This window comes from Streptosporangium amethystogenes subsp. fukuiense (genome assembly GCF_042665875.1).
Classification (GTDB): domain Bacteria; phylum Actinomycetota; class Actinomycetes; order Streptosporangiales; family Streptosporangiaceae; genus Streptosporangium; species Streptosporangium fukuiense.
Genome location: NZ_JBHTEE010000001.1, coordinates 4,417,626 through 4,439,056, shown reverse-complemented (window position 1 = coordinate 4,439,056; position 21,431 = coordinate 4,417,626). Strand labels below are relative to the sequence as shown.

Genomic DNA, 21,431 nt, shown 5'->3' with positions numbered 1-21,431 from the left:
CATCCGATCGCCTCAGCGGTTCATGGCGTGGAACGAACCGAATGCGGTGTCGAGCCCGACAGGTGAGGCATGAGAAGGAAAATACTGGTCTCGCTGGTGGCGCTGTCCATGGTGTGCGCTGCGACGTCGTGTTCGCGGGGAGTGCCGCTCGACGGTCCTCCGGGCACCGGGAAGATCATCATCGACGCGGACATGGGCGAGCTGAACGACGACGCGCAGGCCATGTTCCTGCTGGCCGCCGCCGAAGGGGTGGAGGTGCTCGGGGTCACGACCGTGGGCGGCAACACCTGGCCGGAGGAGGGCACCGCGTACGCGCTGCGCCAGCTGGAGCTCATCGGCAGGACCGACATCCCCGTGGTGACCGGCGAGACCAACGTGCCGGCGCCGAGGGAGGACTACGACGGGGCCCTGGACCGGCCGCGGCCGGCCTCCCACCGCGCGCTGGCCACCCCGCCGCACGGCGGCTACGCGACGACCCGGCCCGCGGCGGGCAGCGCCTCGGACTTCATCGCCGACCAGGTGGGACGCCACCCCGGCGAGGTGACCGTCTTCGCGCTCGGCCCGGCCACCAACCTGGCGCGCGCCGTACGGGAGCACCCCGAGATGGTCCCCCTGGTCAAGGAGATCGTCTATCTGGGGGCCGACACGGAGGGCGAGGAGTTCAACCGCTGGTTCGACCCCGAGGCGTCCCGGGTCGTCTTCGCCGCTCCGTTCAAACGCGAGCTGGTCGTCACGCTGGAGGCGGCGCAGCGGCTCACCCTGGACGGGAAGACCTACGAGCGGGTGGTCACGGGCCCGGAGAGCCCGGTCAGGAAGCTCTTCAAGGAGATTCAGGGACCGCTCTTCGCCGGTGACCCGGGACACCGGGCGTTCGTCTGGGACGCCGTGGCCGCGGCGGCCTTCCTCCGCCCCGAGATCGTCTCGGACACCGACGGCCGCACCGTGCTGGAGGTGGACCCGGACCGGTTCTGGGACCTCTACGTCACGCGGATCGGCTCGGCCGGGTCGCCGAGCCGAGGGCTCGAACCCTGACCTCCACCGGTCGGAGTGGAACTTTCAGATGGCCGGGAACATGCCGGAGTCGATCGGGCCTGGTAGCCCCGTGGGGCCGGGGCGGCGGGCCCGAGTGCGCTTGCGCGGGGGAGGAACCGCTCTATGGTGCGAATTATGGGAGCGCTCCCACATTAATCCGCGACCGAAAGCGGTGCCAGCATGAGGCGAACGAGAGAACGTGGAGTGCGGCGGGCCGTCATGGCGGTCCTGGCCGCCCTCGGCCTGGTCCTCACGGCCGGGGCGGTCGCCGCTCCGGCGCACGCCGACACGACGATCTGCGAGCAGTACGGCGCCACCACCATCCAGGGCGGGAAGTACCACGTCCAGAACAACAACTGGGGCGACGACACCAGGCAGTGCGTCAACGTCACGGGCCTCGGCTTCTCGGTGACGGAGGCGAGCCACGACAGGCCGACCGACGGCGCACCGGGCTCCTACCCCTCGATCTTCGCCGGCTGCCACCGCGCCCAGTGCACCTCCGGCAGCGGTCTGCCCATGCGGATCAGCGACGGCCGGTTCAACGGCATCCAGACCAGCGTGCACATGACGTATCCGAGCGGCGGCGTGTACAACGCGTCCTATGACATCTGGCTCGACCCGGCTCCCCGGACGGACGGGCAGAACACCGGTGCGGAGATCATGGTCTGGCTCAACCGGGTGGGGCCGATCCAGCCGATCGGCTCCCGAGTGGGCACGGTCAGCCTCGCCGGGGCGAGCTGGGAGGTCTGGTACGGCAACGTCGGCTGGAACGTGATCTCCTACGTCCGCACCCTGGCGACCACGTCGATCGACTTCACCGTCCGTACCTTCGTCGACGACGCGGTCAACCGTGGCCACGTTCAGCGGTCCTGGTACCTCACCAGCGTCCAGGCGGGCTTCCAGCCGTGGGTCGGCCAGACCGGCCTGGCGGTGAACAACTTCTCCTACGGCATCATCGGCGGTGGAAGCTGCTCGGCCACCGGCACCCTGTCGTACGGGGGGAACAACATCTATGCGGTCGATCCGATCAGCGTGACCAACACCGGTCCCTCCACGATCAGCGGCTGGACCGTCACCGTCACCCTGCCGGCCGGGCACAGCCTCATCGGCTCCTGGGGCGCCACCGTCACCACCAGCGGGCAGACCGTCACCGCTCGCAACCTGAGCTACAACGGCTCCCTCGCACCCGGCGCCAGTGTGAGCTTCGGCTTCCAGGCCGTCCGCCCACCCGGCGTCCCGCAGTGGCCCTCGGGCTACACCTGCGTCGCCTCCTGACCGGGTCCGGGGCGCGGCCCACCCTGGCCGTGCCCCGGACCGTCCGATGGCCGTCGCCCCCGAAGTGGATTCACCCGCTTCTTCGGCCCACGGCCCGGTAGCGCGAACAGAGGACAGGCAAGAGACTGGTCCCGATGCGCACAGCGGCGGAGGCGGGATGACGACGGCACCCATCGAACCATTCGAGGCCGCGCGACCGGGGCGGCGGCCGGAGCTGGACGCGATCCGCACCCTGGTGGTGGTCGGGCTGGTGTTCTTCCACTCGGCGCTGGTGTTCGACACCCGCGACGACTACTACGTGAAGAACGCCGAGACCACCGAGGCGACCACGATCGCCGCCGGTCTCGGCGTGGTGTGGGCGATGCCGATGCTCTTTCTCATCGCCGGTCTCGGCTCGTGGCACTCGCTGCGCCGGCGCGATCCGGCGGGGTTCGCCGCGGAGCGGCTGCTGCGGCTCGGCGTGCCGCTGGTGTTCGCGACGCTCACCATCATCCCGGTGCCGCAGTGGCTGCGGCTGCGGGCCGACCCCGCGTACCACGAGTCGTACCTGCGGTTCCTGCCGCGCTTCTTCGACGTGCGCCTGGACCTGGCGGAGTTTCCCTTCGTCGTACAGGGCGAGCACTTCGAGGCCGGGCACCTGTGGTTCGTGGTGATGTTGCTCGCGTTCGCGCTGTCGCTGGCAGCGCTGGTCCGCTGGTTTCCCCGCGACCTCGGCCGCCGGATCCGCGACCGGCTGGCCACGACGGTCCGGCGGCGCGGCGCGGTGCTGCCGGCCGGCGTCCCGATCGCGATGGTCAGCGCGCTGCTGGGCCTGGAGGAGGCGTACGCCGGCTGGAACCGCTGGGCCTACCTGCTGTTCTTCCTGTACGGATTCGTGCTCGCCGCCGACGAGCGGTTCCGGGCGGCGATGCGCCGGGACGCGGTGACGGCCGGAGTACTCGGTCTGACCCTGTTCATGATCGGCATGCCGGGGTTCCTGATCGCGGGCAACGCTCCCGGAGGCGACCCCTTCACGGACATGACCGCTCTCTCGATCGGTGTCCGCACCCTGTACGGCATGGCGGGGTGGTGCTGGCTGGTCGCGATCCTGGGACTTCTCGACCGTCGTCGCGGGGCACCGGCCGCCGCGCGGGACACGCCGGACGGCCGGGGCCGGCGGCTGTACGGCTATCTGGCCACCGCCGCGTTGCCGCTGTACGTCCTGCACCAGCCGATCGTCGTGGGGGTCGCCTACGGGGTGGTCCGCTGGGAGGCGCCGATCGTGGTCAAGTACCTCGTGATCGTCGCGGCCTCGCTCGTCCTGACCGTGGCCGCGTACGACCTGCTGGTGCGCCGCACGCGGGTGACCCGGTTCCTGTTCGGGATGCGTGGATAGGCGCCGTTCACCCGGCCGGGCTCATTCGCCGTTGCGCAGGTCGGAGAGGCGTTTCGCCGAGTAGCGGATGTCCTCGAAGCGGACGGTGCAGCCCTGGCCGGTCGGCGACTGGGCGAGGAAGCCGACCTCGGGGTCTCCGTCGAGCGCGAAGTACCTGGTGAGATGCCAGAAGCCGGTGCCGGTGGAGACGTGGAAGGCGAAGGCGGAGCCGATCCGGGAGATCCGCAGCCGCAGGTCGTCGCCCTCGGCGGTGAAGGAGTTGCAGTCGTCGGACACCCCGCGGGTCACCACGGAGACGATCGTGGGTCTGCCCTGCGGGGACATCTCCAGGCAGAACTTCGCCCAGGTGCGCTCGTCGCCGTGCAGCACCAGGACCCCGGCGTCGTAGGTGCTCAGCAGGTCGACCCTGATCCGGGCGCTCAGCGTGAAGTCCCCGTCCAGCCGCCCGACCAGGGCGGGGGCGTTGGCGAAGCGGTCGGGGCCGCCGGGGTCGGTGAACAGGTCGGTGTTCGGGCCCGCCTCGATGGCCAGCGCGTCGTCCCCGTCGACGTTCCATCCGACCGGCTGGTTCAACCAGCGCAGCGGAGCGGGGAAGGCGGGCAGAACGACCGGCCGGTTCATCAGGTACCTCCAGCGTGGAGACCTCCGCCTTCAGGCGGGGGAGGAAACGCGGCACCTTGCCGCGTTTCTGGGTGGGTGGTGTAGCCGTAGCCGTCGGCTCGTTGGAGCAGGCGGACGTGGCGGTGGCCGATGCCCTGCACGGTGCCGTACCGGGTGGTGATGTTGAAACTGCCGGTGCTGCGGACCGCGACCCGCCCGGTGTGAACTCCGGCCTTCTTGCCGGTCGGGACGGTCGCGCGGACCAGGTCGCCGGTGGCGAACCCCTTGACCTGCTTGGTCCGGGGCAGTCGCAGCCGAGGGAAACCGTAGCGGTCGGTGCGGGTGCGGGCGTAGGCGCCGCGCCCGGTCGCCTTGAGCACGAGCACGGTGGACGGCCAGGTGGTCACGGTGTCGAGGTCGCCGACGTGTAGCGCGTCCAAGGTGTGGGACTTGGCGGCGCCGGTGCGGGAGCGGTTCCATTTGGTGCGCCCGCCGGAAGCGGTGTGAACGGGCAGGCCGGTGGCCTTCAGTGCCTGCCACAGTGCCCAGCGGGTGGCATTGACGGCGGCGGCGTCGCGCAGCGGAGCCTTCGCCTGCCGGAGGATCCTCGTCAGGAGGGCGGGTCTGTCCTTGAGGAACTCCTGCACGGGGGTGGCGTTCTTGGCCTGGTTACAGCCGATGCAGGCCAGGGTGAGGTTGCTGATCCGCTCAGAGCCGCCCCGGCTGCGGGGGTGGATGTGGTCGAGGTTGAGCGGTACGCCGCTCACACCGCAGTACGCGCAGGTGCGCCCCCACTTGGCCAGCAGGTATTCGCGGGCCTCGTACCCGGCCAGGGTGCCCAGCTGGTACTCCGCTCCTTCGAGCGGCCGCCCGGCCGACAGGGCGTGGGTGTCGAAGGAGACCTTCTCCACGTGGACGGCGGTCACGGGCGCCCACCGGGTCAGCCGCGCCACCCACGACATGGTGGTCTCGACGCGGTGGCGAAGCGACGGCGCGAGCCACCCTGTCGGTTTGGTGCGGTTGAGGAACCGGGGAGCGCGGTGGCGCAGGTTCCGGGAACGGCGGCCCCGGCGCAGTGCGGCCCGCGAGGTGAGCCTGTCGCGGATCAGCGCGCCTCGGTGGTCGAGCTGGATCGCATACCGTCCGGCCCGGCTCCCCTCATGGCCGGTGAACACCGCCAGGCCGGTGTGCCTGGAGCCGGGGTCGATGCCGACCTGCACGCCTTCGATGGCCGAGGCCGCCGCGTCGCGGTCCTTGAGACGGATGACGAACGGGGTGTGGCGCACCACCACCGCCCGCCCGGCCGCCAGCAGGCGACGGGCACGGGCGGGATGGCAGGGGTCGAGCGGGTGGCCGCGGCGGTCCAGGACGAACACGACCGGGTGAACCTCACGGTTCGCTCCCTCCGGCGCCGAAGCGTCCTCGGGGTGACGCCGAACGGACCGGGTGCCGGTCGGTTCGATCTCCCCTCGCCCAGGTCGAACACCAGGTACCGCCTGGCGGCGGTGTCCGTGAGCCGTTTCGTGCCCACCCTCGGGCGTGTCTGCTCCCACGGATTCGAGAGCCTGGGGCTGAGGAAGCACCCCAAGGTCGGTCTGCGATCTTGTGTTCAACGTGGCCATCAAAATGCACCTCCTTGAGCTGATGGCCAGGGCTGGTCAACGCGGGGCTTCAAAGCGCATCGCTGCACCTCAAGCCCCCTCCTTCAGGAGGGGGTCGTTGACGGGATTCTCCTTCTCGTACGGGGCGGACTCGTAACCGGAGGCTCACCGGACGTCGAGTGCGATCCGCGTCCGGCAGGTGACGCCTGACTTCCGAGCAGCTTGTGGATCATCCTTGGCGTGCCCGATGGTACCGCTCCCGTAAGGGCACATGAAAGCACCTTGTCCACTCCTCGCGTTCACCGGCGAGCATCGGCCGGGAGAAGAGGGACCGGGTTTCCCCGCTCGTCGCCGGGTAGCAGGAGGGCATGCGCATCGGAAATACGGAGATCAGGGTCCTGGGCGGCTGGGCCGGGTGCCTGACCATGATCCTTGTCTCCGTGCTGCTCTCCGTCCTGCTGACGGTCCTGCTCAACATCCTGCTCCGCTGACCGTTCACCGTGGATGTCGCGGCAGGAGTGCCCCTGCGCTTTCCCGTGTTCTATAGTTCTTTGGAATATTGGCTACAACGGGCCTGCAGGAGGGCACGATGTCATATCCGGAGCCTCGTTACCTGGGCGAGACGGGCGAGAGCAGCGGGTTCTTCCGGCCGGCGAGTGCGGGACCGGACCTGGTGATAGGCGAAGGCGGGACGGAGGTGCGCTACCTGGGCACCGGCGCCTCGACGAACGGGCAGTTCGGTCTGTACCGCTGGGACATGGGCGCGAAGCCGTCCGGCCCGGACCCGCACTTCCACCGGACGATCTCCGAGTCCTTCTTCGTGCTCTCCGGGACCGTGCGGCTGTTCAACGGGAAGACCTGGACCGACGCGACGGCGGGAGACTTCCTGTACGTCCCGGAGGGCGGGGTGCACGCCTTCCGCAACGAGTCCGGCGAACCGGCCTCGATGCTGTTGCTCTTCGCGCCGGGAGCACCCCGCGAGGGCTACTTCGAGGAGCTCGCCGAGATCGCGGCCGACGGGCGCCGGCTCAGCGACGCGGAGTGGACGGACGTCTATCTCCGGCACGACCAGTACATGGTCTGACGGCCATGGCGGAGTTTCCCGAGGAACCGATCTACCGGCAGCTGGCCCGGATCGGCAGGACGCTGGCCAGTCCGGTACGGCTGAGGCTGCTTGACGTGCTCGACCAGGGGGAGCACACCGTCGAGCAGCTGTCCGAGGAGGCGGACATCCCGCTGAAGAACACCTCGGCCCAGCTGCAGCAGCTCCGCGCGGCCCACCTGGTGACGAGCCGCAGGGCGGGTACCCGGGTCTACTACCGACTGGCCGACGAGCGGGTCTCGCGCTTCCTGGGCGAGCTGCAGGACTTCGCCGCGGAAAGGCTCGCCGATCTGCGGGAGGCGGTGTCCGAGCACCTCGGCGAGGTCGCGGTCCTGGAGGCGGTGACCGCCGACGAGCTCGCCGCGCGTCTCGACGACCCCGGCATCGTGATCGTCGACGTCCGTCCGGCCGCCGACCACGCCCGCGGCCACGTGCCGGGGGCGGTGTCGGTTCCGCTGGCCGAGCTGCGGGACCGGCTCGACGAGCTGCCCAGGGACATCGAGATCGTGGCCTACTGCGGCGGCCCCTACTGCGTGGTCTCCCCGCAGGCCGTGCGCCTGCTCCGCGACCACGGCTTCTCGGCGCGCCCGCTGGCCGGCGGGCTCGCCCACTGGCGGCGCGCGGGGAGAGGGCTGCGGACCGGTTCCGCCGCGGCCCCGTAACGGGCCCGCGGCCGAATCGTCGGAGTGGATCACTGCCGTTCCCGGCATGTTCGGTTCGCAGCAGCAGGCTGCTCTGTCGACTGCCGGGACGAAGGCCGCCGCGCCCGGCGGGTTCCCTCGGATCACCCGCCGCGAAGAGGCCGGCCTATGACCGCCTGGGAGGAGATCCGCGGACTCATCGACCGCCGGACGCCCACGCCGTCGCGGTTACGGACCGTGCTCAGCAGGGTCTTCCACGCTGGAGCGTCCGATCCGACGCCCTCGCTCATCGGGTTCTGACACGCGGCCGGGCCGGGGGCCTTACGCTCCCAGTGCGGGAAGGAGGTGTCGTTCCTCGTAGGCGAAGTGCTCCTCCAGATCGCGGGCCAGCCGCTCCAGCTCCGCCCGGAGCCGGTCCGCGTCGGCCGTAGCGGTGCCGGAGGTGAGGTCGGCGAGCAGTGCCTGGAGATCCGTCAGGGCCTGCGCCACCAGGTGGTGTTCCCGGCGGAGCCGGTCGAGTGCCGGGGCGAGCTCGGGAAACTCCTTTTCGAAAACGGTGAACGCGCCGTTCTCGTTGGTGTGGTGCGCATGGAGTGCGCCGCAGAAGGTCAGGCAGTGCCGGGCCAGTTCCTCGCCCAGCCGGGGTGCCGGCGTCCCGGCGGCGTACGGCTCCGCATGCCCGGCGAGGAAAGCGTCGACGTCGCGGCGGACCGAGGCGAGTTCCCGGCGGAGCCGGTCGTGGACGGTTCTCAGGTGTTCGCCGATCGCCCGGTTGCGCGCCGGGTCGGCCGCGAGGTTCAGGCGGTGCAGGGCTATCACCGGGATGACCCGGGTGGTGCCCGCCTGGTAGGCGGCGAACGCCGGGTCGAGTTCGGCCTGGACCGCGTAGAGGCGGTCGCGTTCGTCGCCTTCGAGCGGCACCGCCTCGGCGGCGTACGTCTCGGTGCCGCCGTCGGCGGTGCCGATGGTGACCATGACCCGGGGGTCGGCCACCAGGTTGTGGTACCAGCCGGGGTTCTTCGGCAGGCCGGCGTTGGAGGCGAAGACCAGGACCCGGTCGCCGTCGCGCAGGTACACCGCGGGGTTGGTGTGGGGGCGGCCGCTCCGGGCACCGGTCGTGGTCAGCAGGACGAGCGGGGCGCCCTCGAACATTCCGCCCACCCGGCCGCCGTTCGCGCGGAACTCGTCGATGACGAGCCGATTGAACTCCGCCGGTGTGGGTTGCTGTTCTGCCATGGGGGAGCACCTCTTCGGTAGCATCAGCGAGGGAAGCGATTTTGCTTTGATAGCAAAACTACTTTTATATGAAAGCTATTGAGTGGGGTGGCGGATGTCAACCGATGATCGGGAGACGGACGGATCCGGGCTGGGCGTCGACGACACGATCCGGACGCTGCTGCTGCTGATGCCGCGGATGGTCGGGCGGGTGAAGCGGATCCGGATTCCCGAGGAGCTCCAGTCCTTCTCGCTCGCCCCCCGGCATCTGTCGCTCCTCGCCTACCTGCTGTTCGACGGATCGCTGGGCGTGAACGAGCTGGCGGCCCGGCTGGAGGTGGCGCCGGCGACGGTGAGCCTGATGGTCGGAGAGCTGAGCCGCAAGGGCATCCTGGAGCGGCGCGAGGACGAGAACGACCGGCGCCGGAAGATCGTGAGCATCGCCGACGCGCACCGGCCCGCGATCGACGGCTGGCTGGGGCGGGGGGCCACCGCCTGGCGCAGGGCGCTCGAACCGCTGACGGCGGACCAGCGGCGGATGTTCGTCGACACGCTGGCGGCGTACGAGCGTGGAATCACCGGGGAGCAGGACCTCGGGGACGGCGGACGCCCCTGAGGCACGTCGCGCGGCGGGTGGTCATGGTTCCGGCTCGTCCCGCGGTAACCGTGTTCACCCGCGGAAGCGCCATATCGCGGCGGTCATCCCGGAGAAGAGGGACCAGGCCGCCGACCGGGGCCATCCCTTGATCACGACTGAACACGCGCCCTAGCCCCGGTGCCGGCGTACCATGCCCGCCGCGAGGGGGGCGCCCGCGAAGTCACCGGCCGCCACGCGGGCGGCGACGGTGCGCCGGACGAGACGGTCGGCCAGGGCGGGGGTGTGCCTGCCCACCATCATCTCGACCCGCCCCCGGCGGGTGGTCGCCACGTCACGGGGGGCCCGGCGGGCGGTGACCGCGCGGACGATCGCGTCGACCACGCCCTCGACGGGTTCCGGCCGGGACACCGCGTCCAGGGAGAGCCCGGCCTGTCTCGTGCTGTCGTGGATCGGGCTGCGGACCATGCTCGGGTAGACGGTCGTCACGCCGACATGCGTGCCGACCTCGAGACGGAGCGCGTCGGCGTAGGCCGCGAGCGCGCGCTTGGAGACGCCGTACGCCGCCGCCAGCGGCAGCGGCAGGACCGCCATCCGCGAGGCGATGAAGACCACCCGCCCCCTGGCGCGTACCAGGTGGGGCAGGACCGTCGCGGTCACCCGCCAGGCGCCGAGCAGGTTCAGCCGCAGCTGCGCCTCCACCTCGTCGCCCGGGGCGAGTTCGGCCGGGGCGGGCCCGCCCCGGCCGGCGTTGTTGATCAGCAGGTCGATGCCGCCGAGCAGGGCCGCGGCCTCCGCCACCGCGGCGTCGACGGACTCCTGGGAGGTGATGTCGCAGGCGATGATCGGTATGTCGGAGCCGTCGGGGCGGGCGGTGGGACGGGCGATGTCCAGGCCGACCACCCGCGCGCCCTGGGCGGTGAACCGTGCGCTCATCGCCCTGCCGAAGGTGCCCGCCGCGCCGGTGACCAGGATTCGGCGGCCGGCCAGCGCGCGCGCCGGGGACGGGCGCAGCTCGCGGTTCACGACGCGGAGGTACTGGTCGACGTCGATCCGCATGTGGGGCCTGCGCTGTCCCCAGCGCTCCCGCGCGGCGTCGAGTTCGGCCGAGGCGATCCGCCGCGCGCTCTCCGGATCGGGCAACCGGTGGGCTCCGGTCCGTACGGCGGCCACGAGGCGGCTCTGCGCCTCGACGACGGGCAGCGCCGAGCCGGTCGACTGCATCAGCCCGACGTAGCTGATCGAGTCGTCGCCGATGGGGAAGACGTGGCGGTAGAGCAGCAGGCTCGCCGGGTCGGGCACCGTGTCCGCGTCGAGGAACGGGGTCACGGCCCGGTAACCGGTGCACCAGACGATGTGGTCCACCTCGTCCGCCCGCCCGTCGGCGAAGTGGACCCGGGAGCCGTCCAGGCGCGTGATGCCCTGCCGCGCGAGAATCTCTCCTCTCGCGATCAGCCCGGGAACGGAGTCGCTGAGGGTCGGGTGGTCCTGGAGCACGCCCCGACGGGGCGCGGCCAGGCGCGGCCCGGCGGGTTTCCGGTCGGCGATCCTGAGCACCGCCTGGGAGACCACCTGGCGCACCCGCCAGGGGAGCAGGGCGGCGAGGGCGCCGTTGAGCTGGTCGGAGGGGCGGCCGAGCAGCCGTTTGGGCAGCACCCAGACACCGCGCCTGGCCGAGAGCAGCACGGTGGACGCGTGGCCGACGAGCTCGGCGGCGATGTCCATCGCGGAGTTGCCGGTGCCCACGACGAGCACCCGCCTGCCGGCCAGCTCGGCGGGGGTGACGTAGTCGTGCGCGTGTGACTCGGTGCCGCCGAACGTCCCCGGGTACGGCGGTTCGGGGTGGCGGGGCTCGTGGTTGTGGCCGTTGGCCACCACGAGATGCTCTACCGTCTCGGTGTACGGCCCGTCGGGGCCGGTCAGCGCCAGTTCCCAGCCGTCGCCGGTACGCCGGGCCGATTCGAGCGTGGTGGCGAACCGGAAACTCTCGCCGACCCCGAAGTGCTCGGCGTACGACCGCAGGTACTCCAGCATCTGGGCGCGGGTCGGGTAGTCGGGCCACTCGGCGGGCATGGGGAAGTCGGAGAACTCCGTGCGCGGCTTGCTGGTGTTGAGGCGCAGGCCCCGGTAGGACGCGGTGCCGGCGTCCAGCCGCCACAGGCCGCCGAGACAGGGGGCGCGCTCGATGCCGAGCACCGGCAGGCCGGCCTCGATGAGGGCCTTGGCCGCGGCTATGCCCGCGGCGCCGCCACCGATGACGGCGGTCACTCCCCGGCCCGGTTCCGCTGAGCTCATCCGCTGCCTCCCATATTCCATCGGATGATGGAATATTAGCCGTCCACGGCGCTCGCGCCAGGGGGTGCGTAGAGCCGGTCGACGAAACGGTGGGCGTAGGCGCGGAACTCGCGCCGCTCGCGGTCCGCGGTCACCGGGTCGCCCCCGCGGGCGGTCAGGGCGGCCAGGGAGGTCACGTGGCCGTGGGCCGCCCAGACCAGGCCGCGCACGGTGATGTGCGGCGTCGGCTCGACGAGGAGGCCGCGGGTGGCCGCCGCCAGCAGGGCCCGCTCGATCTCGCCGTAGATCGGCAGCGAGTACGCCTCGTCCAGCGACAGGTGGAGGCCGGGGTCCAGCCACCGGCGCAGCCACAGGAACGTGGTCTGGGGGTGGTCGTCGAGGAAGTCCACGAACGCGTCCACCAGGTCGTGCATGGCGCGCACCACGTCGGCCGCCGGTCCGGAGCGCGCCGCGGCGAGGAGGGCGCGCACCGGCGGCGTGAGCGTCGCCCGCTCCAGATCGAAGACGCGGGCGAAGCAGGCGTCGTACAGCGACGCCTTCGAGGGGAAGTGGTGGTGCACGCTGGAGACGTCGATTCCGACCCGGGCGGCGATGTCGCGCATGGAGGCGCCGTCGGCCCCGTGCCGGGCGAAGAGGTCGGTCGCCGCCGCGAGGATGCGATCGGAGGTGGACGGCGCGGACCTGTCCCTGGGTGGGCGTCCCCGGCGGCGGGCCGGGGGCGCGGAGACGTCTTCCTCGCTCTTCCTCATGCCGGACAGTCTGGCCGCGATGCCCCTGCCTCGCAATCCATCGATGAATGGATTGGCAAGAAAAGCGGCGGGTCACCGGGAAGCAGAACGCGATCTTGTCCTGCGGTCCCGGCGAGGCACCCCTACAGTTGTGTGCCAATTGCCGGGCTCGGAGTTGATGGCGGGAGATCATGGGGGTTTGGGAAGGGGCGGCCGTGGTGCTCGCCGGGCGGTACCGGCTGGACGAGCTGATCGGCCGCGGCGGCACGGGCGAGGTCTGGCGCGGTTACGACCTGCGGCCGGGCTGGCCGGTGGCGGTCAAGATCCTGGCACCGCAGGTGGCCGACGCCGCGGTGCGCGAGAGATTCGCCAGGGAGGCCAGGACCGCCGCGCGCGTCGTCCACCCCAACGTGGTGACCGTGCTCGACATGGGCGAGCACGAGGGCCGCCCGTACCTGGTGATGGAGTTGCTGACCGGCCGGGACCTCGCCGCCGAGCTGGCCGAGCGCGGGCCGCTGAGCGTGGCCGAGACGTGCCGCCTGGCGGGGCAGATCGCGCTCGGGCTGGACGCCGCGCACCAGGCCGGGGTCGTGCACCGCGACGTCAAACCGGCGAACCTGCATCTGGGCGCGGGCGGCGCGCTCAAGGTCGTCGACTTCGGCACGGCCAGGGTCGCGACCGAGGCCGCGATGCGGCTGACCTCGGTGGGCACCGTCATCGGCACGGCCGCCTACCTGTCGCCCGAGCAGATCCGCGGCGAGGCCGGAAACGCGGCCGCCGATCTGTACGCGCTCGGCTGCGTCTGCTACGAGCTGCTCTGCGGGCGGCCCCCGTTCGTCGGCACGGCGACGGAGGTGATCTCCCAGCACGTCGGTGTCCGGCCGGACCCGCCCGGCCGCCACCGGCCCGGCATCCCCGCGGAGCTGGAGAGGCTCGTCCTGGCGCTGCTGGAGAAGGATCCCGCCGCGCGGCCCACCGGGGCCGAGGTCGTCCGCCGGCTCCTGGCCGCGACGCCCCGCAGAGCGCCGCACGCGCCCGGGCCCCCGGCGCAGACCTCCGTGCTGCCCTCGGTGCCTCCCGCCCCCGCGGGAGGGAACGGCCTGCCGGTGGAGACGTGGGCGGGGCGTGCGACGAGGTATCTGCGGGAGAGCCCGCCCGGCCTGTTCCTGGCGATCCTGCTGGGCGTGGTGGCCCTGCCGGTGCTGGTGGCCCTGTGGGTGTCGGCCTCGCCGGATCCGGCGGGACAGCGCACCGCGGCGTCACCCGCGATCACGTCGGCGGCGCCCTCGGAGGCGCCCTCCCCGGCGTCGTCCGCACCCGTGTCGCCGACCCCCGCCGTGCCGCCGACCCCCGCCGTGTCACCGACCCCCGCCGTCTCGCCGAGCGCGTCCGAGACACCGGCCCCCGCGCCCAGCCGGACCGCGCCGGCGGCGGACGGATGGCAGACACGTCTGGCGGCCCTGGCGCAGGCGGTCACCGCGCAGGAGCTACAGGGGAAGATCGACCCCAAGACGGCCCGCAAGGTCCGCGAGCGGATCGCCAAACTCGCCGGGAAGCTCCAGGAGGGCGACAACGGGAAGGCCCGTGACGAACTGCGCAAGCTCGGCCGTGAACTGAGCGAGGCGCGGCGGAAGGGCAGGCTCGCCTCCGACGGGCCGCTCGTCGACTTCCTCCGGACCTCGGGTCTCACCTTCCAGGTGGACGGCCAGGTGGACGGTTACCAGTCCGGGCCGCTTCATCACAGCAGCGACGACGATGACGACGACTAGGGCCGGTACGTGGTCGAGATCGCACCGGCCCTCACCCTGACAGGCCGCCGCCCTGGCGCGTGGCGAGATCACTGATGACGGGTGGTCCTCGATCGGGTCTCGCCCTCCCGGGCGGGCACGGCCTGATTCCGGGCCGGCGGTAACCGAAGGAGCCGGTCAAGGGATGGGCCGACCGGCAAGGCCCACCTGTCCGCCGTCCCCGGTCCCGGCGGCAGGGTGGAGACGGATCCACCCGCGGGTCCACCCTGTGGAGGTGCCGCTCCTGCCCGGCCGCTCCGTACCGTGACCGCCATGGACATGCGAACGCGTGACTCGGCGAGCGGCGGCGGACGGCGACGGGCCGGCCTGGCGATCACCCTGGTGGAACTGCTGCTCAAGGCGTCGGGAGGCAAGGTGAACGGGAAGTTCCTGGCGGCGGTGGCCGTGGTGGCGATCGTGGTGGTGGCCGGTTTCCTGCTGTTCCGGCTGCTCATGCTGGATGTCATCATGCAGGTCGTGGAACAACGCCGGTAGGCGTACGACGGCCTGGGGGGACCGATGGTCGACATCTGGCGGTGGGTCGTGCGGCTGTTCGCGGCCGACGACCCGGAGACCGGGTGGCTGATCCGGCTCCTGACGACGGGCTTCCTCGGCTGGACGCTGGCCACCGCCCGCCCCGTGGAGGCGGCGGGCTGGGTGGTCGGTCTGCTGGCCGCCTCCTTCACCTGCTGGCTGGCGTTCCTCGCGCTCGACCGGCGGACGCCCCGTGCCGCCCTCGGGCTGCTCGCCACCGGGGCGGTGCTCGCCGCGTCGGCGGCCGGCCCCGGCGACAGCGCCGCGGTCGTCTTCCTCGTCGCGTTCCAGCTGATGTTCGCCTCGGACCTGCGCCCTCGGCTGCGCACGCTGCTCGCGCTCGGGCTCCTGGACGCGGCGGTGGCCGTGGCGGGCATGGTCCTCTGGGGGCGGGCGCCCGGTGCGATCACGCTCTACCTGGCGTTGCTGGCGATCTGTCTGCTGCTGGCACTGCACCGCAGGCAGCACCGGATGCAGGCACTGCAGACGCGGCTGCTGCTGGAACAGACGAGGCGGGCACAACACGAGAGCGCCAGGGCGGCCGCGATGGAGGAGCGGGCCAGGATCGCCCGCGAGATACACGACGTGCTGGCGCACTCCCTGGGCGCGCTGGGCGTGCAACTGGAACTGGCCGAGGCGCTCCTCGCGGAGAAGGACGACAGGCAGGGGGCGGTGGCGCGGCTGCGCCGGTCCCGCCGCCTGGCCGCCGAGGGGCTCCGTGAGGCGCGTGCCGCCGTCGCCGCGCTGCGGGCCGACGTTCCGGAGCTGGGCCAGGCGCTCGCCACGCTGGCGGGTGAGCACCGTGACCATCACGGCACTCCGGTGAGCGTCCGGGTGGAGGGCACCCCGCGGCGGCTGTCGTCGCCCGCCGAGGTCTCGCTGCTGCGCACGGCGCGGGAGGCGCTGACGAACGCCGCCAGGCACGCCCCCGGCGCGCCGATCGACGTGGCCCTGTCGTTCCGGGGGCGATGCGTACGGCTCAGCGTCGCCAATGCCACTCCGGGGACGCCCGTCCGGGAGCGGGAAACCGCCGTCGCGGGGTTCGGGCTCGCTGGGATGGGGGAGCGGATCGCGCTGGTGGGTGGCACGCTCCGGGCGGGCGCGGACGCTCCGGGGCAGGGCTGGACCGTCACGGCGGAGGTGCCCGCGTGACCGGGTCCGCGGGGGCTCACGAGCCCTGCGCGGCGGGCGCCCGGACGGTCAGGGTGCTGGTGGCCGACGACCAGCAGCTCATGCGCGAGGGTCTGGTCGCCCTGCTCGGCCTGGTCGACGGGATCGAGGTGGTCGGCGACGCGGGCGACGGCGAGCAGGCGCTCCGGCTGGCCGCCGAACTGCGGCCCGACGTGGTGCTGATGGACCTCCGGATGCCCGTGATGGACGGCGTGACGGCGACCCGGCGACTCGCCCGCGACCATCCGGATGTGGCGGTTCTCGTCCTGACCACCTACTCCGACGACGAGTCGGTGCACGCCGCGCTGGCCGCGGGCGCGCGCGGCTACCTCACCAAGGACGCGGGCCGCGCCGAGATCGCGGCCGCGTTGAGGTCGGCCGCCGCCGGGCAGTCCACGTTCGACGCGACCGTGTCGCGTCGTCTGGTCGACGCCCTGATCAGGTCCGGAGCGGTTCCCCCGCCGGACGGGCTGACCGCGCGCGAGGTCGAGGTGCTGCGGTTGGTGGCCCGTGGTCTGCCGAACGGAGAGATCGCCGCGGCGCTGTTCATCGCCGAGACGACGGTGAAAACGCACATCAACCACGTGTTCGCCAAGATCGGCGCGCGTAACCGGGCGGAGGCGGCCGGCTACGCGCACCGCCACGGACTCGTGCCCGGCTGAGACGGAGCGTTCCGCACCCCGCGGCAGGCCGGCGCGCAGGCGAGACCTGGTGATCCCAACCTTCCGGAGCGCGGGACGGGGACGCCCGCCGTTCCCGGGTACTTCCGAGGTATGACCGCAGAATCGAAGGATCCGCTGGCGGATCTCAATCCGTTCGACATATTCGACACCGAGGCCGCCCGCCTCGACCGCTTCTTCTCCGGGCTCGACGCGGAGGGCTGGCGGCGTCCCTCGCGGGCGGCGGGCTGGTCGGTCCGCGACGTGCTCGGGCACCTGGCGGGGGAGGAGCTGTACAACCACGCCTGTCTGGACGACGACATCGACGGGTTCGTCGCGATGCTCGGGAACGAGGGTGTGGAGGGCGGTTTCAACGCCTTCAACGCCTGGTGCGTGGAGCGCCGCCGCGACGTTCCGGTCGAGGAGGTGCTCCAGGAGTGGCGGCGCGAGAACGGGGAGACGCGCGAGCGGATGCGCGGACTCGGCCGCGACGCCCTGCTGCCGACCCTCGCGGGACCGTACCCGGTGGGGCTGCAGACCTTCCACTACGACTCGGAGTACGCCACCCACGCCGACGACGTCGGCGCGCCCGTCGCGGAGGACGAGGAGGACGAGCGGACCTGGTGGCGAGCGAGGGTGGGCGCGTTCGTGCTCGCCGAGCAGGGTTCGAAGGTCCAGGTCGAGCTGACCGCCGACGGGATCTGGGTGCACGCCTACGACATGAGCGAGCAGCTGGGGCCCCCGGCGTTCGTGGCGGCGACCGTCGGCCGCCTGCCGGACGACCACCCCGTCGACCATCCTCTCGACCGCAGGCTCAGGGCCGCCCTGCGCTGTCTGGCCTGAGCTTTCGGCGCGCGTTCCCGCCGGGGCCTCAGTGGTCGTCCTGCCCCTGCCGCCCCTCGTCCCGGCCTCCGTTCCTGTCCTTGCGGCGCATCCGGTGCAGGGTGCCCGCCCGCGCGCGCTCCTCGGGGTGGGCGCGTACCCTGCGCAGGCTGAAGACGACGGTGACCAGCAGCACCAGGAAGATCACCAGCAGTGAGAGCGGGGTCGGGATCTCGGGGAAGGACTTGGAGACGTCCTCGTGCAGGAAGGCCAGGATGAGTTTCAGGCCGATGAAGCCGAGGATGACCGCCAGGCCGATCGACAGGTAGACCAGGCGCTCCAGCAGGCCCTCGATCAGGAAGTACAGGGCACGCAGCCCCAGCAGCGCGAAGGCGTTGGCGGCGAAGACGATGAGCGGGTGCGTGGTGACGCCGAAGACCGCGGGAATGGAGTCGAGGGCGAACAGCAGGTCGGTGCTTCCGATCGCGAGGAAGACCACGAACAGCGGGGTGACCATCCGTTTTCCGTCCTCGCGGACGACGAGCCTGCCGTCGTGCAGGTTCTCGGTGACCGGGAGCGCCTTCGAGACGAAGCGGATCAGGGGGTTGCTCTCGATGTCGGGCTCCTCGTTCCGGTGCCGGACGAGCTGGATCGCCGTCCAGATCAGCAGCAGGCCGAAGAGCAGGAATGTGAAGGAGAAGAGGCTGATGGCCGCCGCGCCGACCGCGATGAGGACGGCGCGCAGCACGAGGGCGGTGGCGATCCCGAAGAGCAGCACCTTCTGCTGGTTCTCCGGGGGCACGGAGAAGCGCGCCATGATGATGACGAAGACGAAGAGGTTGTCGACGGAGAGGCTCTTCTCCACCAGCCATCCGGCGAAGTACTCGGTCGCCAGCGCCGACCCGGCCAGCCACCACAGGACCAGGCCGAAGGCGATGGCCACGCCGATGTAGAAGACGCTCCAGGCGGTGGCCTCGCGCATGCCCACGGCGTGCGGCCGGCGCGCCGCCACCACGAAGTCGAGGACGAGCAGCGCTATCACCAGAACGACGACCGCGATCCACATGCCTATCGAATCGATCGCCATCCGTGTTCCCTCCAGCCGGTTGAGAATCCTCGCTTACCCTCAGGTAAGGGGGTCCACACCCGGAGGCCACCGGCCCGCGCGGGGACGCGGGCGGGTGCGGGGAGCGCGGGGTCAGCGGGCCGAACCGGCCCGGCGCTTGGTCCAGACGTCCAGGGCCACGGCGGCGAGCAGGACCAGGCCCTTGAAGAGCATGACCCGCTCGCTGGGCGCGCCGATCAGGGACATGCCGTTGTTGATCACGGCCATGATGAGGCCGCCGGTGAGTGCGCCGACCACCTTGCCCACCCCGCCCTGGACCGCGGCGCCGCCGATGAAGGCGGCCGCGATGGCGTCCAGCTCGAAGCCGTTGCCCGCCGTCGGGCCGGCCTGGTTCAGCCGCCCGGCGAAGATGATCCCGGCGAGCGCGGCGAGCACCCCCATGTTGACGAAGATCCAGAAGGTGACGGACTTCACCTTGATGCCGGACAGGCTCGCGGCGTTCAGGTTGCCGCCGATGGCGTAGATGTGGCGGCCGAAGACCGCGCGGTTGGTCAGCAGCGTGTAGCCCAGCACCAGGATCGCCAGCAGCACCAGCACCCAGGGCAGGTTCTTGAACCTGGCGAGCTGCACGATGACCACCATCACCACCGCGGCGGCGGCGCCGATCCTCAGCAGGAACACCGGCAGCGCGTCGACCTGCTGCCGGTAGCCGAGCCGCGCCTGGCGGGCCCGCCACTGGGTGCCGGCGATCCCGGCCACCGCGGCCAGGCCGACGAGCAGCGTCAGCAGGTCGGCGCCGCCGAGCGGGCCGAGGCCGACGTTGCCGAAGAAACCGGGCACGAAGCCGTTGGCGAGGGTCCGCACCTCGTCGGGGAAGGGTCCGATGCCCTGGTTGCCGAGCACGGTCAGGGTCAGCGCCCTGAAGACCAGCATTCCGGCCAGGGTCACGATGAACGCCGGTATGCCGAAGTAGGCGATCCAGTAGCCCTGCCAGGCCCCGATCAGCGCGCCCGCGACCAGCGTGACCAGGATCGCCAGCGGCCAGGCCACGTCCATGTCGACCATCAGCACCGCCGCGATCGCGCCGGTGAGTCCCACCACCGAGCCCACCGAGAGGTCGATGTGACCGGCGATGATGATCAGGATCATGCCGATGGCCAGGATCAGGACGTAGGAGTTCTGCACCATGATGTTGGAGATGTTCTGCGGGCTGAGCAGCTCTCCGTCGGTCAGGATGGAGAACAGCACGATGATCAGCGCGAAGGCGATGTAGATGCCGCTCTGCCGCAGGTTGACGGAGAGGCGGCCGGCGGGCGCCTTGGCGGGTACCGCCGGAAGGCCGCCGCTCGATGGCGCTGTCTCACGGGTCGGGACCTTCATCGTGCCCTTACTCCTTTTCCTTGGTCATGAGCTGCATGAGCCGCTCAGGGGTGGCCTCGGCCCGGGAGACCTCACCGGTGATGCGGCCGGCGGACATGGCGTAGACGCGGTCGCAGACGCCGAGCAACTCGGGCAGCTCCGAGGAGATGACCAGGATGGCCCTGCCCTGGTCGGCGAGCTGGTTGATGATCGAGTAGATCTCGTACTTGGCGCCCACGTCGATGCCGCGGGTGGGCTCGTCGAGGATCAGCACGTCGGTGTCGGTGAAGATCCACTTCGACAGCACCACCTTCTGCTGGTTGCCGCCGCTGAGCTTTCCGGTGACCGACAGCACGCTGGGAGCCTTGATGTTCATGCTCTCCCGGAAGCCGTCGGCGACCTGGTACTCCTTGTTGTCGTCGACCCAGCCGCGCCTGGCCAGCTTCCTCAGCGCGGCGGCCGACACGTTCCGCTTGATGTCGTCGATCAGGTTGAGGCCGTACCGCTTGCGGTCCTCGGTGGCGTACGCGAGCCCGTGGCCGATCGCCTCGCCGACCGTGCGGAGCTGGATCTCCCTGCCGTTCTTGTAGACGCGGCCGGAGACGCCGACCCCGTAACTCCGGCCGAACACGCTCATCGCCAGCTCGGTGCGGCCGGCGCCCATCAGGCCGGCCAGGCCGACGATCTCGCCGCGGCGCAGTGTCAGGTTGGCGCCGGAGACGACGACGCGGTCGTGCTGGGTGGGGCTGTGCACCGTCCAGTCCTCGATCCGCAGCGCCTCCTCGCCGATCTTCGGCTCGTGCGGCGGGAAGCGGTGTTCGAGGTCGCGGCCCACCATGCCGGCGATGATGCGCTCCTCGGTGACCTCCTCGCCGCTCATGTCCAGGGTCTCGATCGTCCGGCCGTCACGCAGGATCGTGGTGGAGTCGGCGATGGCCTGGATCTCGTTCAGCTTGTGCGAGATGATCACCGAGGTGATGCCCTCCTCGCGCAGCCCGCGCAGCAGGTCGAGCAGGTGCGCGGAGTCCTCGTCGTTGAGCGAGGCGGTCGGCTCGTCGAGGATGAGCAGTCTGACCTGCTTGGACAGCGCTTTGGCGATCTCCACCAGCTGCTGCTTGCCGACCCCGATGTCCATCGAGCGCGTCACCGGGTTCTCGCGCAGCCCGACCCGCTCCAGCAGCTCGGCGGCCTCGGCGTTGGTCCGGTTCCAGTCGATCAGGCCGCGGCTGGTCCGCTCGTTGCCGAGGAAGATGTTCTCGGCGATGGACAGGTACGGGCTGAGCGCCAGCTCCTGGTGAATGATCACGATGCCGTGCTTCTCGCTGTCCCTGATGTCGGAGAAGCGGCACGGCTCGCCGTCGAAGAAGATCTCGCCGTCGTACGAACCGTGCGGGTACACGCCGGACAGGACCTTCATCAGCGTCGACTTGCCGGCGCCGTTCTCCCCGCAGATCGCGTGTATCTCGCCCCTGCGTACCGCCAGGTTGACGTCCTGCAGGGCTTTGACGCCCGGGAACGTCTTGGTGATCCCGCGCATCCGGAGTATGTCGTCGGTCAAGCCGTCCGCCTCCTCGG

Annotated in this window: 21 protein-coding genes; 13 read left to right on the top strand and 8 right to left on the bottom strand. The window is 71.3% G+C overall.

What is annotated here, in order from left to right; genetic code table 11:
- Nucleotides 1–69: 69 nt before the first annotated feature.
- The 3 genes from ACFQVD_RS18770 (at nucleotide 70) to ACFQVD_RS18760 (ending at nucleotide 3,682) form a co-directional block, all read left to right on the top strand.
- Nucleotides 70–1,032 carry a nucleoside hydrolase gene (locus ACFQVD_RS18770; protein ID WP_343964589.1) on the top strand — a complete coding sequence of 321 codons (963 nt, stop codon included), beginning with the start codon at nucleotides 70–72 and terminating at the stop codon, nucleotides 1,030–1,032.
- 180 nt (nucleotides 1,033–1,212) lie between these two features.
- The gene (locus ACFQVD_RS18765) at nucleotides 1,213–2,307 is read left to right on the top strand and encodes a GH12 family glycosyl hydrolase domain-containing protein (RefSeq protein WP_343964591.1); all 1,095 of its coding nucleotides are present in this window, start codon (nucleotides 1,213–1,215) and stop codon (nucleotides 2,305–2,307) included.
- Between the two features lie 157 nt (nucleotides 2,308–2,464).
- A complete protein-coding gene (locus ACFQVD_RS18760; RefSeq protein WP_343964593.1) occupies nucleotides 2,465–3,682 on the top strand; it encodes an acyltransferase family protein in 1,218 nt (405 codons plus the stop codon).
- A gap of 21 nt (nucleotides 3,683–3,703) precedes the next feature.
- Here the strand turns inward: ACFQVD_RS18760 and ACFQVD_RS18755 are convergent, their stop codons facing one another.
- Together ACFQVD_RS18755 and iscB are read right to left on the bottom strand one after the other, a co-directional pair.
- Complete coding sequence (locus tag ACFQVD_RS18755) at nucleotides 3,704–4,303, bottom strand: DUF1349 domain-containing protein (protein ID WP_343964595.1); 600 nt, start codon at nucleotides 4,301–4,303, stop codon at nucleotides 3,704–3,706.
- On the bottom strand, nucleotides 4,303–5,658 hold the full coding sequence (iscB, locus tag ACFQVD_RS18750; RefSeq protein WP_343964597.1) for an RNA-guided endonuclease IscB: 1,356 nt from the start codon (nucleotides 5,656–5,658) through the stop codon (nucleotides 4,303–4,305). The genes ACFQVD_RS18755 and iscB overlap by 1 nt, the downstream gene beginning before the upstream one ends.
- Nucleotides 5,659–6,251: 593 nt before the next feature.
- On the opposite strand from iscB, the gene ACFQVD_RS18745 reads away from it, so the two are divergent.
- From ACFQVD_RS18745 to ACFQVD_RS18730, 4 genes are all read left to right on the top strand, one after another.
- On the top strand, nucleotides 6,252–6,374 hold the full coding sequence (locus ACFQVD_RS18745; protein ID WP_343964598.1) for a hypothetical protein: 123 nt from the start codon (nucleotides 6,252–6,254) through the stop codon (nucleotides 6,372–6,374).
- A 98-nt stretch (nucleotides 6,375–6,472) separates the two neighbouring features.
- Entirely contained in the window at nucleotides 6,473–6,967 is a 495-nt protein-coding gene (locus ACFQVD_RS18740) for a cupin domain-containing protein (protein WP_343964599.1), read from the top strand.
- Between the two features lie 5 nt (nucleotides 6,968–6,972).
- A complete protein-coding gene (locus tag ACFQVD_RS18735) occupies nucleotides 6,973–7,647 on the top strand; it encodes an ArsR/SmtB family transcription factor (protein WP_343964601.1) in 675 nt (224 codons plus the stop codon).
- Nucleotides 7,648–7,794: 147 nt separating this feature from the next.
- Nucleotides 7,795–7,926, top strand: a complete 132-nt coding sequence (locus tag ACFQVD_RS18730; RefSeq protein ID WP_343964603.1) for a hypothetical protein — start codon at nucleotides 7,795–7,797, stop codon at nucleotides 7,924–7,926.
- 21 nt (nucleotides 7,927–7,947) lie between these two features.
- Here the strand turns inward: ACFQVD_RS18730 and ACFQVD_RS18725 are convergent, their stop codons facing one another.
- Nucleotides 7,948–8,862, bottom strand: a complete 915-nt coding sequence (locus ACFQVD_RS18725) for a nitroreductase/quinone reductase family protein (RefSeq protein ID WP_364155168.1) — start codon at nucleotides 8,860–8,862, stop codon at nucleotides 7,948–7,950.
- 94 nt (nucleotides 8,863–8,956) lie between these two features.
- Between ACFQVD_RS18725 and ACFQVD_RS18720 the strand changes: the two genes are divergently transcribed.
- Entirely contained in the window at nucleotides 8,957–9,457 is a 501-nt protein-coding gene (locus tag ACFQVD_RS18720; protein WP_343964609.1) for a MarR family transcriptional regulator, read from the top strand.
- Nucleotides 9,458–9,607: 150 nt separating this feature from the next.
- Here the strand turns inward: ACFQVD_RS18720 and ACFQVD_RS18715 are convergent, their stop codons facing one another.
- Together ACFQVD_RS18715 and ACFQVD_RS18710 are read right to left on the bottom strand one after the other, a co-directional pair.
- Nucleotides 9,608–11,731: an SDR family NAD(P)-dependent oxidoreductase gene (locus ACFQVD_RS18715; RefSeq protein ID WP_364155170.1), complete on the bottom strand. Its 2,124-nt coding sequence runs from the start codon at nucleotides 11,729–11,731 to the stop codon at nucleotides 9,608–9,610.
- A 35-nt stretch (nucleotides 11,732–11,766) separates the two neighbouring features.
- Nucleotides 11,767–12,480 (bottom strand): TetR/AcrR family transcriptional regulator, encoded by a 714-nt coding sequence (locus tag ACFQVD_RS18710; protein WP_343964613.1) that lies wholly within the window; start codon nucleotides 12,478–12,480, stop codon nucleotides 11,767–11,769.
- Nucleotides 12,481–12,650: 170 nt separating this feature from the next.
- Between ACFQVD_RS18710 and ACFQVD_RS18705 the strand changes: the two genes are divergently transcribed.
- The 5 genes from ACFQVD_RS18705 to ACFQVD_RS18685 all read left to right on the top strand — a co-directional run bounded on the left by ACFQVD_RS18705 (nucleotide 12,651) and on the right by ACFQVD_RS18685 (nucleotide 17,452).
- Nucleotides 12,651–14,228, top strand: a complete 1,578-nt coding sequence (locus tag ACFQVD_RS18705; protein ID WP_343964615.1) for a protein kinase domain-containing protein — start codon at nucleotides 12,651–12,653, stop codon at nucleotides 14,226–14,228.
- Between the two features lie 291 nt (nucleotides 14,229–14,519).
- Entirely contained in the window at nucleotides 14,520–14,741 is a 222-nt protein-coding gene (locus ACFQVD_RS18700) for a hypothetical protein (protein ID WP_343964617.1), read from the top strand.
- A gap of 24 nt (nucleotides 14,742–14,765) precedes the next feature.
- Complete coding sequence (locus ACFQVD_RS18695; protein ID WP_343964619.1) at nucleotides 14,766–15,932, top strand: sensor histidine kinase; 1,167 nt, start codon at nucleotides 14,766–14,768, stop codon at nucleotides 15,930–15,932.
- Complete coding sequence (locus tag ACFQVD_RS18690) at nucleotides 15,929–16,612, top strand: response regulator transcription factor (RefSeq protein WP_343964621.1); 684 nt, start codon at nucleotides 15,929–15,931, stop codon at nucleotides 16,610–16,612. The genes ACFQVD_RS18695 and ACFQVD_RS18690 overlap by 4 nt, the downstream gene beginning before the upstream one ends.
- A 111-nt stretch (nucleotides 16,613–16,723) precedes the next feature.
- Entirely contained in the window at nucleotides 16,724–17,452 is a 729-nt protein-coding gene (locus ACFQVD_RS18685) for a maleylpyruvate isomerase family mycothiol-dependent enzyme (protein WP_343964625.1), read from the top strand.
- Nucleotides 17,453–17,480: 28 nt separating this feature from the next.
- Here the strand turns inward: ACFQVD_RS18685 and ACFQVD_RS18680 are convergent, their stop codons facing one another.
- The 3 genes from ACFQVD_RS18680 to mmsA form a co-directional block, all read right to left on the bottom strand.
- Nucleotides 17,481–18,518 (bottom strand): TerC/Alx family metal homeostasis membrane protein, encoded by a 1,038-nt coding sequence (locus tag ACFQVD_RS18680; RefSeq protein ID WP_343964627.1) that lies wholly within the window; start codon nucleotides 18,516–18,518, stop codon nucleotides 17,481–17,483.
- 111 nt (nucleotides 18,519–18,629) lie between these two features.
- Entirely contained in the window at nucleotides 18,630–19,877 is a 1,248-nt protein-coding gene (gene mmsB / locus ACFQVD_RS18675) for a multiple monosaccharide ABC transporter permease (protein ID WP_343964629.1), read from the bottom strand.
- 7 nt (nucleotides 19,878–19,884) lie between these two features.
- On the bottom strand, nucleotides 19,885–21,393 hold the full coding sequence (mmsA, locus tag ACFQVD_RS18670) for a multiple monosaccharide ABC transporter ATP-binding protein (RefSeq protein WP_343964672.1): 1,509 nt from the start codon (nucleotides 21,391–21,393) through the stop codon (nucleotides 19,885–19,887).
- Nucleotides 21,394–21,431 lie beyond the last annotated feature (38 nt).

Bases quoted from the DNA above. Each gene is read 5' to 3' on its own strand.
- ACFQVD_RS18770 (WP_343964589.1), top strand. From the start codon at position 70: ATGAGAAGGAAAATACTGGTCTCGCTGGTGGCGCTGTCCATGGTGTGC.
- ACFQVD_RS18765 (WP_343964591.1), top strand. From the start codon at position 1,213: ATGAGGCGAACGAGAGAACGTGGAGTGCGGCGGGCCGTCATGGCGGTC.
- ACFQVD_RS18760 (WP_343964593.1), top strand. From the start codon at position 2,465: ATGACGACGGCACCCATCGAACCATTCGAGGCCGCGCGACCGGGGCGG.
- ACFQVD_RS18755 (WP_343964595.1), bottom strand. From the start codon at position 4,303: ATGAACCGGCCGGTCGTTCTGCCCGCCTTCCCCGCTCCGCTGCGCTGG.
- ACFQVD_RS18745 (WP_343964598.1), top strand. From the start codon at position 6,252: ATGCGCATCGGAAATACGGAGATCAGGGTCCTGGGCGGCTGGGCCGGG.
- ACFQVD_RS18740 (WP_343964599.1), top strand. From the start codon at position 6,473: ATGTCATATCCGGAGCCTCGTTACCTGGGCGAGACGGGCGAGAGCAGC.
- ACFQVD_RS18735 (WP_343964601.1), top strand. From the start codon at position 6,973: ATGGCGGAGTTTCCCGAGGAACCGATCTACCGGCAGCTGGCCCGGATC.
- ACFQVD_RS18730 (WP_343964603.1), top strand. From the start codon at position 7,795: ATGACCGCCTGGGAGGAGATCCGCGGACTCATCGACCGCCGGACGCCC.
- ACFQVD_RS18725 (WP_364155168.1), bottom strand. From the start codon at position 8,862: ATGGCAGAACAGCAACCCACACCGGCGGAGTTCAATCGGCTCGTCATC.
- ACFQVD_RS18720 (WP_343964609.1), top strand. From the start codon at position 8,957: ATGTCAACCGATGATCGGGAGACGGACGGATCCGGGCTGGGCGTCGAC.
- ACFQVD_RS18715 (WP_364155170.1), bottom strand. From the start codon at position 11,731: ATGAGCTCAGCGGAACCGGGCCGGGGAGTGACCGCCGTCATCGGTGGC.
- ACFQVD_RS18710 (WP_343964613.1), bottom strand. From the start codon at position 12,480: ATGAGGAAGAGCGAGGAAGACGTCTCCGCGCCCCCGGCCCGCCGCCGG.
- ACFQVD_RS18705 (WP_343964615.1), top strand. From the start codon at position 12,651: ATGGGGGTTTGGGAAGGGGCGGCCGTGGTGCTCGCCGGGCGGTACCGG.
- ACFQVD_RS18700 (WP_343964617.1), top strand. From the start codon at position 14,520: ATGGACATGCGAACGCGTGACTCGGCGAGCGGCGGCGGACGGCGACGG.
- ACFQVD_RS18695 (WP_343964619.1), top strand. From the start codon at position 14,766: ATGGTCGACATCTGGCGGTGGGTCGTGCGGCTGTTCGCGGCCGACGAC.
- ACFQVD_RS18685 (WP_343964625.1), top strand. From the start codon at position 16,724: ATGACCGCAGAATCGAAGGATCCGCTGGCGGATCTCAATCCGTTCGAC.
- ACFQVD_RS18680 (WP_343964627.1), bottom strand. From the start codon at position 18,518: ATGGCGATCGATTCGATAGGCATGTGGATCGCGGTCGTCGTTCTGGTG.
- mmsB (WP_343964629.1), bottom strand. From the start codon at position 19,877: ATGAAGGTCCCGACCCGTGAGACAGCGCCATCGAGCGGCGGCCTTCCG.
- mmsA (WP_343964672.1), bottom strand. From the start codon at position 21,393: ATGCGCGGGATCACCAAGACGTTCCCGGGCGTCAAAGCCCTGCAGGAC.